Here is a 16,778-nt window from a genome sequence, read left to right as displayed (position 1 = left end):
ATTCTCCTTTTGTCGCTAAGGAGGCCAACCTCTTCACCGGCACCGTGATGGACAATATCCGCTTCGGCACTCCTCAGGCGACGGCAGCGGTCTGTCGCAGGGACAGCGTCAGCTGCTTTCCATTGCCAGAGCTGCGATCAGCGATCCGCCCGTCATGATCCTTGATGAAGCAACTTCATCGATTGATACGCGTACCGAAAAGATTGTTCAGGACGGTATGGACAATCTGATGAAGGGCAGAGCGGTATTCGTCATTGCCCACCGCCTGTCTACGGTTGGCAATGCCGATGTCATCATGGTTCTTGATCATGGAAGAATCATCGAGCGTGGCAGCCATGAGAAGCTCATGGCCAAAAAAGGCATGTACTACGGGCTTTATACCGGTGCCGTTGAGCTTTCCTGATTAATCTGATTTCCATTGTGTTTGTGACCTCTGAACCAGCCCGGCTGGTGCAGGGGTTTTCTTTTGTGCGCCGCATTTTCCTGCATGGCTTTTAGGGTTCGCGAAATAAACAGGTCCTGTTATGGAGGGAAAAACACATGAAATCCATGACAGATTGCGACGAACACGGCTTGACAGTTCCCCAAGGGAACGGGGGTAAGGTCAATAGCAGAGAATGCGAACAGATGATGAGTGTTCATGAAGTATGCGCCGCTTTCGGCATCACGAGAAAGAGACTGTATTTCTACGACAAAATCGATCTGCTGAAGCCGGCGGCACGTAAGGGAAAACAGCAGGAAAAGATGTATACCGACAGTTCCCTTGAACGGCTGAAACTGATACTCACCTATCAGGAGGCGGGTCTGACGCTGAAGGAAATCAGGACACTGATCAATGAAGAGCAGGCGGATGCGGCAGCTGTCCTTCGGGGCGCCAGAAACCGTCTCATCCGTTCCAGAAACAGAATCGACACGCAGGTAATGAAACTGGATCAGCTCATTCAGAAGAAAGAGGGGGAAAATTTATGAAGCTTATCAAGATGGAATGCCCGTACTGCGGCGCAGAGCTGCAGGTCGAAGAGGGAAAGAAGATTGCGACATGTCCGTACTGCGGCAAGAATGTCGCGGTCGACGACGAAAAGAAGGAAACAATCGTTACCGTGAAAGATGAGGCGAAGCTTCAGGAAGCCAGCCTCAAACAGCAGCAGTACCAGGACAGCCTGGAAGAGAAGAAGAAGGAAGCTGTCCGTGCCTTCCGTCACACCAAAGGATACAAGGCAATCATTTTCCTCATGATTCTTGCCATCATCGGCGGCGCCGCCGCATTATTCACCGGAAAGACGCTGGCACTTGTGATCGCGATTGCCCAGATCGTGCTGCTGGTGCTGGGACTGCTTTCGGGAGAGGATCGCGTCCCGGCACTTGCCAAGGTTCCGGAAGTGATCTTCATCGTTTTGGCTCTGGTTCTTGCGGTTCCGTATGCCACCACAGTAAAAGCAGAAAAGCAGGAGAAGCTTGTCTGGCCCGATACGGAGCTTTCCGCCCGTCTTCCGCAGCCGGATTCGAAGTATGGGTATGTAATTACCAGTGACGATGAGGAGCTGGATGTCGTTGTTCAGAAATTCGATGGTGAACAGTATCAGGCTTATGTCCGTGCCTGCAAAGACAAGGGATTCACGGTCGATGCAGAAAATGATACTGATTCCTATGCGGCGGCGGACCAGGATGGATACATTCTTAATGTTACGCAGAGTTCCGATTCCACCGTTGAGATTGAGCTTACGGCACCGGCTGACTATGAAGAGTTCACGTGGCCGATCAGTGATCTTGCGGCTAAGCTTCCGGAACCTCCTGTGACCCGCGGTAATATCCAGATCGATACATCCGACCGTCTGATCATGACTGTTCCAGATATGGACGAAGATGCCTTCAAGGCCTATGCGGCAGCGGTAAAGGATGCCGGCTTTGATCAGGATTACAGAAACGATGACGATTACTTCAGCGGATCTTTAACCGATGGCGTTAGAGTCTACATACGACGGAAAATGGGAAATGTGATGGAAATCGACGTGCAGGCAGAAGAAACACCTGCTGTCGAAGCGACGGAAGAAGCTGCCCCCACTCCAACATCAACGCCCGCCCCGACGGTGGAAGCGACGCCGACACCGGAAGCCACGGCAACAGCAGCCTCCGGCATCCGCCCGGAGTTCAAGGAGGCGATGGACAGCTATGCGGCGTTCTTCGATTCATACTGTGACTTCATGCGCAGCTATGACAAATCTGACCTGACGATGGCGGTAAGGTATGCCGAGTTCATGAGCAAGTACGCAGATGCGATGAACAAGCTGGATGCGGTGGATGAAAGCGAACTGACGCCGGAGGAAGATGACTATTACATTCAGACGATGGCGCACATCAATAATTCGCTGGCACAGCTGGCAACCGAGATTAACTGACATCATTAACAAACAAGGCCATGGGGACACAGATAACTTCTGTGCCTGCATGGCCTTTTGTTCGTGTGCCCGGCATGGGCGATAACTAGGTGGTGAAAGACCACTACGAACTTGGCAGTAGGAATCGTTAGCCGAAGGCAAGGGTGTCCATCGCAAGGTGGAATCTGAAAGAAGCCGGATGCGCAGGAACATACTAACTGCGTGGGCAAAGTTCTGGCCTGACGAACAGGAACGCCATATGAGGTAGTCATGCAAGGATGAAGCCGCAATATAGGCAGAAATCCAATACTGCACGGATTGCATGGGTATAAATGGCGCAGGTAGATGGAACGAAAGTTGTCGTACTTACCCGGGGAGATCCGCAGAAGTACCGAAGGGAACGGGAACCATCGCTATACATTGAAGGCGGTGCTGATTCTGCGGAAGTCAGCCGAGGCCGTAGTAGCCGGAAAACCCGAAAGGGAGTTGCGGTGAAGGGCCGAATCAGTATGAATCCTGAGTAACCGATTGAAAGAAAGGAGATGCTATGAAAACAGAAAACCAGAATATGGGCTGTCCACAGAGGAATAGCACGGAATGCGAAAAGCATGCGGAAGCGTCGAGCATCTGCCATTCGGAAGACGAGGAAAGGGAGCGCAGTTGCAGGGCCGAGCACCTCATGGAAGAGATCAGTTCAATCCCGAACATGAAGGAAGCCATGAAGCGTGTGAGGAGGAACGGAGGAGCAGCCGGAGTCGATGGGATGAAAATCCCGGAGGCAATGGAATGGCTGGAGACACATTTCGCCGAGGTTCAGGCACAGATGATGGGTGGCTACTATCACCCTACAGCCGTAAGACGCAGGGAAATACCGAAACCGGATGGAGGAGTGAGAAAACTGGGGATTCCAACGGTTAAGGATCGTGTTGTACAGCAGGCCATAGCTCAGGTGCTGGCGCCTCTTTATGAGCCACAATTCGCGGAAAACAGCTTTGGCTATCGACCGGGAAGAAGTGGACAGCAGGCCATTATGAAGGTAAAAGAATATGCGGAGGAAGGGTATTGCTGGGCAGTTGTTCTGGATTTGTCCAAGTATTTCGATACCCTGAACCATGATCGTCTGATCAGGGAACTGAGAAAGACAATTAGGGACGAAGCGGTAATGAAGCTGATTAAGCAGTTTCTGAAAGCCGGAGTGATGGAAAACGGAGTAGTCGTCGAAACAGACCAGGGTAGTCCTCAGGGCGGGTTATGCCGAGCTCCGCATAACCCGCCTTATGTGGAGTATGGCGTTATGCTGAGTTAATTAACGGATTTGTCCATTTTAAGAGGTTTTTCAAATTAATCTCTCTGCATAATGCATATCCGTTGATCGATTTTATCTGCTCAACATTGAAATGTGCAGTAGCAGATTACCGGTCAGAAGCTGAAGCGATTACATTCCTAGCACCAGAAGTGGCAGCAGAAAACACATTTGTGGATTGTTCGCAAAATCAGGATCATCCGGATTTCCCCATTAGTTCTAAATGACATTATGCGGAGTAGTTTAATTCATATCATGCATCAATTGATCATGTCATAGAATTAACTCCGCATAATATCTCGCTCTACATAAGGCGGGAATCTCAGTCCGCTGCTGGCAAACATATACCTGAACGAATTTGATCAGGAGTATGCACGCAGAGGAGTACCGGAAATCAGGTATGCGGATGACATTGTTCTACTGGCCAAGAGCAGAAGGGCCGCAGAGAGAATACTGGAAGGCAGTATCACGATGCTGGAAGGGAAGCTGAAGCTGAAGGTAAACAGGGAGAAGAGTAAAATCGTCAATCTGGCGTCCAACGGTGGGAAGTTCAAATATCTGGGGTTCGGAATGGGTAGAAGAGCGGATGGGCATTATCACATCTATGCGCACATGAAATCCAAGAAGAAATGCAAAGAGAAGCTCAAAATCATGACGAACAAGAAACGTCCGGGAAAGTTTTCCGATATTTGTCGGGAGATTAAGCGGAGCATCACCGGATGGATCAACTACTACGGCGTGGCGGAGCTGGGAAGCTGGCTGAAAGAAATGGACCAGTGGCTTCGCACAAGGATGAGAATGATTATATGGAAGCATTGGAAGAAGCCGAGAACGAAATACAGGAAGCTCATAGAACTTGGCATTCCGAAGCAGTACGCATTCATGGCGGCAAACACCCGAAAAGGTACATGCAGGGCAGTGCAGTTAACGACTGTCAAGCGCGCGCTGTCAAATAGAAAACTCGAAGAATGGGGATGCCCATCTGCATCCAGATACTTCGAGTCTGTTCATCCTAAATATTCTGCAGTTCAACTGCAACTTGTGTTCTAAGTACTGAAACCGCCGTATGCCGAACGGCACGTACGGTGGTGTGAGAGGACGGCGGTTAATCACCGCCTCCTACTCGATTACTGCCAGCATTAGTGAAAATGGCCGGCTTTTCGCAGACGATTCACCAGCAATGGAAGAAGAATCAGCTGCAGAATGATACCGGGCAGAGCGTTGATGAATCCCCCGGAAAGAAACGCCTGAAAGGTAAAGTGATTCTCTCCTGTGCTGAGCAGCAGTGTCTCAGCAATTCCCCATACAATCCGCCCCGCCAGCATGCCGCAGAGAAGGGAAACATAGATTGCCTTGAGATCTTTCTTTTTCGCCCGGCTGTAGAGCAGTCCCGTAACGGCACCGTATGCGGCAAGCTCGAAAGCCATCGAAATCGCATTTGGATACATTGCAGGCATGCCGAAGAGGACACTGCGCAGCAGCGGACACAGGAAACCGATCAGGGCAGCAGCTTCTGGCCCGCAGGTATATGCCGCCAGAAAGATCGGCCAGTGCATCGGCAGAAGTGTCGCACCGATGGTCGGAATCTGCAGTACAAGGAAGGGAAGAACCTGGCCAAGCGCAAGAAACATTGCCGATAATGTCAACGTCTGAATTTTAAAGTTCATACTTTTCTTTTTTATCACAGAGAGAGGACAATGCGAAGCCAAATACTCTCGTATATATTTTCACAATTCATGGTGGCATATTGTGCAATAATCAGAAAGAATCATGCTATATTGGCACTCAGATTCTTATTATTATGCAATTAAAGAAAGGAAGCGCATGAAATGAAACTTGTATATGCATCCCGGACAGGGAATGTTGAGAAGCTTGTAAGCCGTCTTGGAACGGATAACGTATTGAAGATCACAACAGGAGATGAGACCGTAGCGGAGCCTGTATTCCTGATTACCTACACTGACGGGGCGGGCGTACTGCCGGGGGTTGTCGCTTCATTTGTCGAGAAGAACAAGCCGTATATCAAGGCGGCTGCTGTCTCCGGCAATAAGGAGCGTCATCCGGATACCTTCGTCGGCGCGGCCAAGGTTCTGAGCGACAGCTACGGCATTCCGGTGGATATCACCTTCAACAAGGATGGTGATGATGATACCGTTGCCGCAGTCAAGAAGGCACTCGCTGACTGACAAAACAAAAAGGCCTGTTACCGGTCATACTGACCGGCAGCAGGTCTTTTTGTGCGTAGGAGCGCTGTTGAGCACCGAAGAGGTGCGAAACATAAAACCTCCCGCTATGCGGGAGGAGGGCCGGTGCTTCTTATAGAAAGAAGCACCCCATCTATCTAGAATGGTGATTGTCCAAGTCACGATTCTAGAAAGAATGAGGTGCCAAATACGGCTAACAAATATGATTCATTAGCTCACACGAAATATTACTGCGTATATCATGTCGTGTTCACTCCGAAGTATAGAAGAAAAGTAATTTACAATCAACTGCGCTCAGATATCCGGGATATCATAAAACGGCTGTGTAAATACAAAGGAGTGGAGATTCTGGAAGGGCATCTGATGCCCGACCACGTACATCTTCTTTTGAGCATCCCTCCAAAGTACTCGGTATCACAGATCATGGGATACATCAAAGGAAAGTCCTCGCTTGAAATTTTTGATAAGCATGCAAACCTGAAATACAAATATGGGAACAGACATTTTTGGGCAGAAGGATACTATGTGAGCACAGTGGGGATCAATGAATCCACAATACGCAAATATATCCGTGAACAGGAAAGTGCAGATATCGCAAAAGATAAGTTAAGCGTAAAGGAATATGAAGATCCGTTCGGAGAGGATAAAGAAAACAGAAAGCCGAATCCGAATCGGAAGACAACAGCGAAGCCATGAGTAAAAGAGCCCGTTTAACGGGCATGCGAGAGAGTTAAACTGCAATCGTGGCTTGAACATTGAAGATGCGAAAGCCAGCGCCTTAAGACGCTGGCTAGTAATAAAGCCTTATAGGCTTAGGACAAACCGCCCGTTATACGGGCGGTCTTGATTTTCGTTAACGGTTCTTCTGATGCTCGGAGAGAATCGCCGCAAGGCAGATCGAGTTGACCTTGACTTCCTTGGTATCGGAACGCGACGTCAGAATGACCGGCGCCGCTGTACCTGTCAGGATACAGCCGGCCTTGACACCCGGAACCATATGCTGGATCGCCTTGTAGGTGATGTTTCCGGCATGAATATCCGGGAAGATCAGAATATCGCTTTTGCCTGCACAGGGCCTGTCCTGTGCACCTTTTTCGATGGCCGCCTGCTCATAGAGGGCAATGTCAAGCGAAAGGGGACCATCCACGACGCAGCCCGTAATTTCACCCGCGACATTTGCTTCATGAAGCTGCTGAGCCTCAACCGTCACCGGCATCTTCGGATTGACCACTTCCACCGCGGCCAGCGGCGCAACCTTCGGCATATCTACGCCGCAGGCATTGGCGATCTCGACACAATAGCGGATCATTTCCTTCTTGTCTTCCAGAGACGGATAGGGAATGAATGCCACATCGGACAGAAACAGCAGATGGTCAATGCCCGGAATCTCGAACACCGCCACATGCGACAGTACCTTGTTTTTGCGAAGACCGACTTCCTTGTCGAGAACACTCTTCAGAAAAACCTTCGTCGGAAGAATGCCTTTCATGTACATGTCAGCCTTGCCGTCATGCACAAGAGAAACAGCTGTATGGGCAGCTTCTGCCGGGTCCTGCACATCGATGATCCGGTAATCGGCAAGGTTCATTCCGATTCTGGTTCCGATGGTTTTGATCTCGTCTTCCCTGCCCACAAGAATGGCATCGACGATGCCTCTTTCATGCGCTTCCTTCACCGCCTCAAGCACAGGCTCATCCTGCGCACAGGCAACGGACAGCACCTTCTTCTCACAGGAAGAAAGGCGGTTCATCAGTTCTTCAAAGCTGCGGCTCATTTTGTTTCCTCGTCATGGAAACCGGTCCAGACCGGCTTGCCCGTATAGTGCTTCGGAACCAGTTCCCCACGCAGCACCTTCAGAGCGTTGTAGGCCAGAGCCTCCTGCTCAAATTCACCCGGATACACCGCAATCGGCGCAATCCAGCTGCAGGAATCCTTGATCTGTTCCGTAATGTCATTGAAGCGCATCAGACCGCCCGTCAGCACAATGCCATCCACATGTCCCTTAAGAACGGTTGCCATTGCACCGATCCACTTGCAGATCTGATACACCATTGCCTTCCAGATCCGGGTAGTCTTAGGATCTCCGGCATCAACCTTGGCATGGATCTTGTCCGAATCCGAAGTGTTGAACCAGCTCGAGAAGCCGCCGCCCGCACTGCACAGCACCTTCAGCTGATCGCGGGTCACATCCGGCATATCCGACAGCATCAGTGTGATCGGCATCGAACCCATCCGTGTCGGAGTGAACGGACCTTCACCGCCGCCGCCGTTATTGCCGTCGATCATTTTGCCATGCGCATGGGCAGAGATCGTGATACCGCCATCGATATGGCAGATGATCAGATTCAGATCCTCATACTTCTTCCCGATCGAAGCTGCATAGCGTCTTCCTGCTTCCTTGGTGTTCAGTACATGGGAAGCCGGCCGGCGATAGACATCCTTGACCCCCGTGATCCGCGCCAGATCGCAATACTCATCGACGACCGTCGGATCCACCGTGAACATGCGGGCACCGTACTTCTTGTGAATCTCGTTGGCCATCTGTACGCCAAGCATCGATGCATGGTAGAGGCCTGCCACGTGATTGCGCGTATCATCAATCATCTGCTGGTTGATTTCATAGGTGCCGCTTTCCAGCGGATAGCAGGGGCCGCCTCTACCGACGACGGCATCGAGACCCGTCAGATCGATGTTATGTTCCTTGAGAAACTGCTCGATGACCTCCATACGGTAGCTGAGCTGATTGTTGATATCGCCCAGCGACCGCAGAACCGTCGAATCATGGAACACATTGCACTCAAATACATTCTTTTCGTTCTCAAACAGCGACAGCTTCGTGGAAGTCGATCCCGGATTGATTACGAATATACGATAGACCTTCTCACTCATACGTCTTCTGTTCTCCTTTAAGCGGCAGCTTTCTCTGCCAGTGTCTCTTTGATCTTCTTCGTCAGCAGCGGAACAACGTGATTCAGGTCACCGACGATGCCGTAGTCCGCCACATCAAAGATCGGCGCATTCGGATCGTTGTTGATGGCGATGATCAGATCCGACTCTTCCATGCCGGCCACATGCTGGATGGCACCGGAAATGCCGATCGCAAAGTACACCTTCGGACGAACCGTCTTGCCCGTCTGGCCGACCTGAAGTTCCTTCGGCATCCAGCCCGCATCAACGGCAGCACGCGAGCAGGCAACCGTACCATGAAGCGCATCCGCCAGATCTTCGAGAATCTTGAAGTTCTCTTTGGAGCCGACGCCGCGGCCGCCCGATACAAGAATCTTAGCATCCTGAATGTCTGCCGCCTTGGATACTTCCTTGACGACCTTCAGAATCTCAACCCAGCAGTGGTTCTTCTCAAAGCCCGGATTGTAGTTGACAATTTCCGCCTGTGCACCTTCCTTCGGTGCCAGTTTCTTCATGACACCCGGACGGACCGTTGCCATCTGCGGACGGAAGTTCGGGCACGCGATGGTAGCGATAGTGTTGCCGCCGAAGGCAGGACGCGTCATCAGCAGCTGACCGTGTTTCTGTTCCGCTTCATGTCCAGGCAGCGGAGTCAGCGGATAATCGCCGATATCCAGAGCCGTGCAGTCAGCCGTCAGACCCGTATGGACACGGGCCGCAACACGGGGACCAAGATCTCTTCCGATCGCCGTTGCGCCGATGAGGAAGATCTCCGGCTTATAGGTCTCAATGACCGATGTCAGAGCATGCGCATACGGCTCATTCGTATATTCCGTCAGAGCCGGATCATCGACGACGATGACGCGGTCCGCACCATACTCTGCCAGTTCTTTCGTCAGCCCTGCAACATTGGATCCCAGCAGCACTGCCGTAACCCTTTTGTCTTCCAGTTGATCCGCAAGTTCTCTTGCCTTGCCAAGCAGTTCCAGCGCAATCGGAGAGATTTTTCCATCTGTTTCCTGTGCGTAGATGAATACGCCTTTATATTCTGATAAATCCATGATTATCTCCAGCCTTTCTCTTTGTGCATCAGTATTACAGAATGTGCTTCTCCAGAAGCAGTGACGCAATATCGTCGGCTGCCTCTTCTGCCGTTTCCGGTGTCAGCTTGACACCCTTGCCCTTGGCAACCTTGTCGCTTGCCTTGGTGATCATGGTCGGCGAACCCTTGAGACCGATGTTGGAATCATCCACATCAAGATCCTTGCGGCCCCATACCGTCACCTGCGTATCGAATGCCTTGAAGATTCCGCCCGGCGTCATATACCGCGGCGTCACGGTTTCACCAAGCACTGTAACCAGCGCAGGAAGCTGAGCACGCTCGATATGATAGCGGTCATCGAACTGACGCTTTGCCGTTACCGTGTTTCCTTCAACACTGATTTCCGAAGCATAGGAGATGCACGGCAGACCAAGGTGCTCCGCAATTTCCGGACCAACCTGTGCCGTATCGCCGTCAATTGCCTGACGGCCTGTAATGACAAGATCATACTCCATCTTCTTCAGAGCGCCGGCGATTGTCGATGATGTTGCCCATGTATCTGCACCGCCAAGCACACGGTCCGTAATCAGCAAACCTGCATCGGCGCCCATTGCCATCGCTTCCCGCAGAACAGCCTCTGCCTTCGGAAGACCCATGGTCAATGCCGTGACCGTAACATTGTCCGGATCCTTGTCCTTGATTCGAAGCGCCGCCTCGAGGGCAGACTTATCATCCGGGTTCATGATCGACAGCATTGCCTGCCGATCCAGGGTTCCGTCCGGCTTGAACTTGACGCCGCCCATCGTATCCGGAACCTGCTTTACGCAAACTACGATCTTCATTGTTCTGTCCTCCTCACTTCAGAAGTGCTCCGGAAATAACCATTTCCTGAACTTCCGATGTACCTTCATAGATCTCGGTAATCTTGGCATCACGCATCATCCGTTCCACTTCATAGTCACGGATATATCCGTAGCCGCCCATCAGCTGTACGCAGCGGGTTGTTACATCCATTGCGGTACGGGCTGCGGAAAGCTTGGCCATGGCAGCTTCTTCCGAGAAGCGGTCCTTGGTCGCCTTGGCTTCAGCGGCGCGATACACCAGCAGCTTGGAAGCTTCGATCTCCGTCGCAAGATCTGCCAGAACAAACTGCGTATTCTGGAACATGGAAAGGGGTCTTCCGAACTGCTTTCTTGTCTTGACATAGGCAAGGGTACGATCGAAGGCGCCTTCCGCAAGACCCAGTGCCTGGGCAGCGATACCGATGCGGCCACCATCCAGCGTATGCATGGCCAGCGGGAAACCCTTGCCCTGTACACCGAGCAGATTCTCCTTCGGAATGCGGCAGTTCTGGAAAATCAGCTCATAGGTTGCAGAACCGCGGATACCCATCTTCTTCTCCTTGGTGCCGAAGGTGAAGCCTGGTGTTCCCTTTTCAACGATGAAGGCAGAGAACAGCTTCTTCTTTCTTCCCTTGGCATCCGCCACGACATCGGTGTAGGCGATGATGATGTAGATGTCTGCTTCCTTGCCGTTGGTGATGAAGCACTTGGAGCCGTTCAGCACCCAGCTGTCACCATCGAGGACGGCACGCGTCTGAACACCCTGTGCATCCGTTCCGGCACCCGGCTCCGTCAGACCGAAGGCGCCGAGCTTCTCACCTTTGGCAAGAGGGATGAGATACTTCTGTTTCTGCTCCTCGGTGCCGAACTGGGCAATCGGGTCTGCGCACAGCGACGTATGAGCCGACAGGGCAACAGCGGTTGTGCCGCATACCTTGGCAAGCTCTTCGACGCACATCACATAGGTGAGGGGATCGCATCCCTGGCCGCCGTATTTGCGGTCAAACGGGATGCCGAGGAATCCGTACTTTGCCATCTTTTCGATGTTTTCGCGCGGGAAGCGTTCATCTTCATCGACTTCGATTGCGTTCGGTTTTACTTCATTTTCGGCAAACTCCTGAAACAGTCTGCGCGCCATTTCATGTTTCTGATCCAGCTGAAAATCCATTGCAATGACCTCCGTTATATTTTTATTCAGTCGAAAGCGCCGGTGTAGGAAATCATTCCGGCGCTTTCATGCTTGAGAATTGGATTATGCGTTTTCTTCCGTCTTCTTTGCGTCGACGGGTACTTTCTTGCCATCGGCATAGTTGTAGAAGCCGATGCCTGTCTTGACACCAAGATGATTTGCACGGACCATCTTCTTCAGCAGCTGAGCCGGACGGTACTTCGAATCTCCGGTTTCCGTATACAGCACGTTCATGATGGCGAGCACAATATCGAGACCGATATAGTCGGCCAGCTCCAGTGGTCCCATCGGATGGTTGCACCCGAGCTTCATGGCTGTATCGATGCCGTTGATGTCAGCGATGCCTTCGGAATAAACCTGAATGCCTTCGTTGATCATCGGAATCAGGATCCGGTTGACGACGAAGCCGGCACTTTCCTCAACCTGTACCGGTGTCTTGCCGAGCATCTTGGCAATTTCGATGATTTTTTCAACGCTCTCTTCCGGAGTGTTGAGGCCGGCGATGACTTCGACCAGCTTCATGACAGGTGCCGGGTTGAAGAAATGCATGCCGACGACCGGCTTCTTGAGACCGGCGCCGATTTCCGTAATGGAGAGGGAAGAAGTGTTGGTTGCGTAGATGCAGTCCGGATTCTTGACAACTTCGTTCTGCATGTGCTTGAACAGCTTCTTCTTCAGATCCATGTCTTCAAGAACGGCTTCGATGACAAGGTCCGGATCTTCGGCAATTTCATCTTTGCCTGTCTGGATCTTCGAGAGAATACTGCCGGCTTCTTCCTGCTTCATCTTGCCCTTGGCAACACGGTTTGACAGGGAGCTGACGATCCGGTGCAGACCGGCTTCGGCATATTCAATTTCCACATCACAGAGATAAACCTTTTCAACATCCTTGCACTGAGCGAATGCCTGGGCAATGCCACGGCCCATCGTTCCGGCTCCGACAACTGCTACTTTCATCTTTTCTTTTCCTCTTTTCAGTTATTCTTGAATGTCTTTTCCTTACGCTTCTCAAGGAATGCGCCCATGCCTTCCTTCTGATCATTGGTGTTGAAGCAGGCACCGAAGCGCTTCTCTTCAACGGTCATGGCCAGATCCATTGCAAGCTCCAGGCCTTCATTGATATCGGCCTTTGCATTTCTGACGGCGATCGGTGCGTTGGCAGCAATCTGGGAAGCTATCTTGTTTGCCTCGTTCATCAGATCACTGATGGGTACGACTTTGTTTACAAGACCGATCCGCAGCGCTTCTTCCGCCTTGATATTGCGGGCGGTGTAGATCATCTGCTTGGCATAGCCGGCCGGAATCAGGCGCGCCAGACGCTGGGTTCCGCCAAAGCCGGGTGTAATTCCCAGGCCTGTCTCCGGCTGACCGAAGACAGCATTTTCGGAAGCGATCCGAATGTCGCAGGCCATGGCCAGCTCACATCCTCCGCCCAGCGCATAGCCGTTGACAGCGGCGATGACAGGAAGAGGGAATGTCTCGATGCGGCGGAAGAGATCATTGCCTTTCTTCGAGAAGGCTTTTCCTTCTTCTTCATTCAGGTGATACATCTCACCGATATCGGCGCCGGCAGCGAATGCCTTCTCGCCGCTTCCGCTGAGGATGAGGCAGCGGATCACATTCTGATCCACCTGGTCGAGTACTGCATTGAGTTCATCAAGTACCTTGGAATTCAGGGCGTTGAGTGCCTCGGGACGGTTCAGAAGAATCGTTCCGATCGCACCGTCTGCCTGATATGTGACGAATGACATTTCGCTCAGTCCTCGCGTTCAACAACCGTTGCGCATCCCATTCCGCCGCCAATGCACAGTGTTGCAAGTCCACGGTGGGCATTGCGCTGCTGCATTGCATAGAGCAGGGTGACGAGAATTCTTGCGCCGGAAGCTCCGACCGGATGACCCAGGGCAATGGCACCGCCGTTGACGTTGAGCTTTGCCGGATCGAAGCTCAGTTCCTTGGCTACTGCACAGCTCTGAGCAGCGAAGGCTTCATTTGCCTCATAGAGGTCAAAGTCATCAATGGTAAGACCCGTCTTTGCCATGACCTTGCGGGTTGCGGCAACCGGACCGACACCCATGATCGAAGGATCGACACCGGCCAGTCCGCCGGCGATCCACGTTGCCATCGGCTTGACGCCGAGTTCCTTTGCCTTTTCTTCGGACATGACAACCAGGGCGGCAGCACCATCGTTGATGCCGGATGCGTTGCCGGCTGTAACGACGCCGTTCGGCTTGCCGGAGCAGCACTTCAGCTTGGCGAGTACTTCCGGAGTCTGGCCTTCACGCGGACCTTCATCGGTATCGACAGTGACGATGCCTTTCTTCTTTCCGAGGTTGACTTCGATCGGTACGATCTCATCCTTGAAACGGCCGTTGTCACGGGCATCACATGCCTTGTTCTGGGAGTTTGCGGAGAAGGCATCGAGCTCTTCACGGGTCAGATGCCACTGCTCAGCAACATTCTCAGCCGTGATCATCATGTGGTAGTCACCGAACGCATCCCACAGGGCATCATGGACCATCGCATCTACCAGCCCGTCCTTCGGCGTATTCATACGATAGCCGAAGCGGGCATGCGGCAGAAGATACGGACCATTGCTCATGGATTCCATGCCACCGGCGACGACGATGTCCGCATCACCGGCGAGAATCATTTCAGCTGCCATGTTGACGCAGTCAAGACCGGATCCGCATACAACGTTGACAGTAACGGCAGGGCAGGTAACCGGCAGCCCAGCCTTGATGGAAGCCTGACGGGCAGGGTTCTGTCCAAGACCGGCCTGAATGACATTGCCCATATAGACATGATCAATCTGTTCCGGTTTCAGACCTGCACGCTTTACTGCTTCCTTGATGACGGCAGCGCCGAGATCTACGGCGGGGACCGTGCTCAGTTCACCGCCCATTTTTCCGATTGCTGTTCGGCAGGCACCTGCCAGTACGATTTTCTTTGTCATAGTTTTCTCTCTTTCCTATTTTGTGATTGAATTCACATTGACTACGTTACCACTTTCCAAAACGGATTCAAGAACAATTTGACAACAATTTCACATGTAAACGCTACCATTCCGTCATTTTACAAAAAATGTAGTTTTTCCTTATTTTCGTAAGATCTTTTGACCGGTTTCATGCGTATCTTCGAAGCATCGTTATGGTAAAGTTAGCTATGACTAATTATAATAAAGTCATACCCCGGGCATCTGTTCAGCGACGGATGCAGGCAGAAGGAGGATAAGAAAACATGACATACAGACTTGTAATGATCCGCCATGGTGAAAGTGAATGGAACAAGCTGAATCTCTTCACCGGATGGACCGATGTAGATCTTTCCGAGAAGGGCAGAACAGAAGCGGCAGGTGCCGGCAGACTGCTGAAGGAAGGCGGCTATAGCTTTGACGTTTGCTATACGTCCTATCTGAAGCGTGCAATCCATACGGCCAACGCGGTGCTTGAGGCGCTGGATGAAGAATGGATTCCGGTGATCAAGACATGGAAGCTCAATGAACGCCACTATGGTGCACTGCAGGGTTTGAACAAGGCGGAGACAGCCGCAAAATACGGTGAAGAGCAGGTACATCTGTGGCGGCGTTCCTTTGATGTACGTCCGCCGGAACTGTCAGAGGATGATGAGCGCAATCCGGCCAGACAGCCGATGTACAAAAATGTGGACCCCAGCGAACTGCCGCTGGCCGAGAGCCTCAAGGATACAATTGCCCGCGTCGTTCCGTACTATGAAGCGGAAATTATCCCGCAGATTAAGGCGGACAGGAGCGTGCTGATTGCGGCGCATGGAAATTCTCTGCGTGCCCTTGTCAAATATCTGGACAATATTTCCGATGAAGAGATTTCCTCGCTGAACATTCCGACCGGTGTTCCGTTGGTTTATGAGCTGGATGAGAATCTGAAGCCCATCAGGCATTACTATCTTGGCGATCAGGCAAAGATCCAGGCATCGATCAACGCCGTCGCAAATCAGGACAGCGTAAAGAAGTAAGCCGGCGCGTCTGCAGGCAGTGAATGACGCATGTCCCCTTTTCCTATTGAAAGGGGGCATTTTTCATGCCGAACAGCCGTAAAAAAAAAAAAACAGGAAGCCGGGCGCTGCCCGCTTCCTGCCTGCATGTATGATGCGCTATGAACGATTAACCGCGGAATGCGACAACGGCATTGGGATTCTTCAGACGCAGCAGAGCTGTTTCGAAGATGCGGAAGTCGTGATTCATATCCGAAGATCCAAGATATGCCGTCACAAGATCCTGGCCGATTGCAAGATCCATGTTCTGCTCATCTGTTGCCAGAAGTACAGCAGTCTTTGCCGGCAGAACCGGTGTCTGATAGATACTGCCTTCGATCAGAGCTGCGATGCGTGTGCTTTCCAGCGTTCCGGTACCCGGCTGGATGCGCTGCAGAAGAGCGTACACATCCGGGCTCACAACGAGAGCTTTTGCCCCGTAGGTCCGGTTTTCAAGCATGTACTGAAGTCCGGAAGAAACTGCCGCAAAGGCATTTTCATCCTTGTCCCAGCCCGTCATTTTGATCGTCTTGCCCGGTGCAGAGAGAAGGCCCGTGACACCATTGTCCTTGTCGCCCAGGAAGATCAACGAATCCTCCTTGAGAGCCGTATCAACGGCCGCCGATACAGCCTCGGACCAGGACGTCGGAACATTGAGACGCTCCGCTGTTTCAAGATCTCTCCAGGCCAGCGTGAAGTCTGAAGAGAGCTCCGGCAGAACGGCAATCTTCTTCGAGCCGTTCGACTTGATTTCCACCGCCGGAACACCTGCGCCCAGCGGGCCATAGATACTCAGAAACTTTCTTCCTGTCAGCACCGAACGTGCTGCGGCAACTACCTTTTCATCCATCGCTTTCCACTGTGCATCGGAAAGCTTGCTGTCACTTCTCATCAGAAAATCCATT

17 protein-coding genes and 2 pseudogenes are annotated in these 16,778 nt (G+C 51.9%); 9 read left to right on the top strand and 10 right to left on the bottom strand.

The window, feature by feature from the left end; genetic code table 11:
- Positions 1-73: 73 nt before the first annotated feature.
- The 6 genes and pseudogenes from C1714_RS00835 to C1714_RS00815 all read left to right on the top strand — a co-directional run.
- Positions 74-403: pseudogene (locus C1714_RS00835) on the top strand (ATP-binding cassette domain-containing protein); the annotation flags it as partial.
- 137 nt (positions 404-540) lie between these two features.
- The gene (locus C1714_RS00830; protein WP_102341410.1) at positions 541-969 is read left to right on the top strand and encodes a MerR family transcriptional regulator; all 429 of its coding nucleotides are present in this window, start codon (positions 541-543) and stop codon (positions 967-969) included.
- A complete protein-coding gene (locus tag C1714_RS00825) occupies positions 966-2,396 on the top strand; it encodes a DUF6591 domain-containing protein (protein ID WP_102341409.1) in 1,431 nt (476 codons plus the stop codon). The genes C1714_RS00830 and C1714_RS00825 overlap by 4 nt, the downstream gene beginning before the upstream one ends.
- Positions 2,397-2,922: 526 nt before the next feature.
- Complete coding sequence (locus C1714_RS00820; protein ID WP_210115218.1) at positions 2,923-3,681, top strand: reverse transcriptase domain-containing protein; 759 nt, start codon at positions 2,923-2,925, stop codon at positions 3,679-3,681.
- A 321-nt stretch (positions 3,682-4,002) separates the two neighbouring features.
- Positions 4,003-4,233 (top strand): annotated as a pseudogene (locus tag C1714_RS14620) (reverse transcriptase domain-containing protein); the annotation flags it as partial.
- 15 nt (positions 4,234-4,248) lie between these two features.
- The gene (locus tag C1714_RS00815; RefSeq protein ID WP_342587472.1) at positions 4,249-4,728 is read left to right on the top strand and encodes a group II intron maturase-specific domain-containing protein; all 480 of its coding nucleotides are present in this window, start codon (positions 4,249-4,251) and stop codon (positions 4,726-4,728) included.
- 89 nt (positions 4,729-4,817) lie between these two features.
- Here C1714_RS00815 and C1714_RS00810 read toward each other — a convergent pair whose 3' ends face one another.
- Positions 4,818-5,345 (bottom strand): ECF transporter S component, encoded by a 528-nt coding sequence (locus C1714_RS00810; protein WP_102341407.1) that lies wholly within the window; start codon positions 5,343-5,345, stop codon positions 4,818-4,820.
- Positions 5,346-5,507: 162 nt separating this feature from the next.
- Here C1714_RS00810 and C1714_RS00805 point away from each other — a divergent pair, with 162 nt between their 5' ends.
- A complete protein-coding gene (locus C1714_RS00805; RefSeq protein ID WP_102341406.1) occupies positions 5,508-5,864 on the top strand; it encodes a class Ib ribonucleoside-diphosphate reductase assembly flavoprotein NrdI in 357 nt (118 codons plus the stop codon).
- Between the two features lie 198 nt (positions 5,865-6,062).
- Positions 6,063-6,578, top strand: a complete 516-nt coding sequence (tnpA, locus tag C1714_RS00800; protein ID WP_102341405.1) for an IS200/IS605 family transposase — start codon at positions 6,063-6,065, stop codon at positions 6,576-6,578.
- Positions 6,579-6,735: 157 nt separating this feature from the next.
- Here tnpA and C1714_RS00795 read toward each other — a convergent pair whose 3' ends face one another.
- The 8 genes from C1714_RS00795 to C1714_RS00760 all read right to left on the bottom strand — a co-directional run bounded on the left by C1714_RS00795 (position 6,736) and on the right by C1714_RS00760 (position 14,818).
- Positions 6,736-7,656, bottom strand: a complete 921-nt coding sequence (locus C1714_RS00795; protein ID WP_102341404.1) for a phosphate acyltransferase — start codon at positions 7,654-7,656, stop codon at positions 6,736-6,738.
- Positions 7,653-8,771, bottom strand: a complete 1,119-nt coding sequence (buk, locus tag C1714_RS00790) for a butyrate kinase (protein WP_102341403.1) — start codon at positions 8,769-8,771, stop codon at positions 7,653-7,655. Before buk ends, C1714_RS00795 begins: the two co-directional genes overlap by 4 nt.
- Positions 8,772-8,788: 17 nt before the next feature.
- Positions 8,789-9,850, bottom strand: a complete 1,062-nt coding sequence (locus C1714_RS00785) for an electron transfer flavoprotein subunit alpha/FixB family protein (protein WP_102341402.1) — start codon at positions 9,848-9,850, stop codon at positions 8,789-8,791.
- Between the two features lie 34 nt (positions 9,851-9,884).
- Positions 9,885-10,673, bottom strand: coding sequence for an electron transfer flavoprotein subunit beta/FixA family protein (locus C1714_RS00780; RefSeq protein ID WP_102341401.1), 789 nt, complete (start codon positions 10,671-10,673; stop codon positions 9,885-9,887).
- A 13-nt stretch (positions 10,674-10,686) separates the two neighbouring features.
- Complete coding sequence (locus C1714_RS00775; protein WP_102341400.1) at positions 10,687-11,841, bottom strand: acyl-CoA dehydrogenase; 1,155 nt, start codon at positions 11,839-11,841, stop codon at positions 10,687-10,689.
- 84 nt (positions 11,842-11,925) lie between these two features.
- Positions 11,926-12,819, bottom strand: coding sequence for a 3-hydroxyacyl-CoA dehydrogenase family protein (locus tag C1714_RS00770; protein WP_102341399.1), 894 nt, complete (start codon positions 12,817-12,819; stop codon positions 11,926-11,928).
- Positions 12,820-12,836: 17 nt separating this feature from the next.
- Positions 12,837-13,613, bottom strand: coding sequence for an enoyl-CoA hydratase-related protein (locus C1714_RS00765; protein ID WP_102341398.1), 777 nt, complete (start codon positions 13,611-13,613; stop codon positions 12,837-12,839).
- A gap of 5 nt (positions 13,614-13,618) precedes the next feature.
- Positions 13,619-14,818: an acetyl-CoA C-acetyltransferase gene (locus C1714_RS00760; protein ID WP_102341397.1), complete on the bottom strand. Its 1,200-nt coding sequence runs from the start codon at positions 14,816-14,818 to the stop codon at positions 13,619-13,621.
- Between the two features lie 284 nt (positions 14,819-15,102).
- Here C1714_RS00760 and gpmA point away from each other — a divergent pair, with 284 nt between their 5' ends.
- On the top strand, positions 15,103-15,855 hold the full coding sequence (gene gpmA, locus C1714_RS00755; protein WP_102341396.1) for a 2,3-diphosphoglycerate-dependent phosphoglycerate mutase: 753 nt from the start codon (positions 15,103-15,105) through the stop codon (positions 15,853-15,855).
- A gap of 148 nt (positions 15,856-16,003) precedes the next feature.
- Here gpmA and C1714_RS00750 read toward each other — a convergent pair whose 3' ends face one another.
- Positions 16,004-16,777, bottom strand: coding sequence for a family 1 encapsulin nanocompartment shell protein (locus C1714_RS00750; protein WP_102341395.1), 774 nt, complete (start codon positions 16,775-16,777; stop codon positions 16,004-16,006).
- Position 16,778 lies beyond the last annotated feature (1 nt).

The sequence above is a fragment of the Galactobacillus timonensis genome (assembly GCF_900240265.1).
Classification (GTDB): Bacteria; Bacillota_I; Bacilli_A; order Erysipelotrichales; family Erysipelotrichaceae; genus Bulleidia; species Bulleidia timonensis.
The sequence above is the reverse complement of the archived record's forward strand: the minus strand, read 5'-3'. Positions and strand labels throughout refer to the sequence as shown.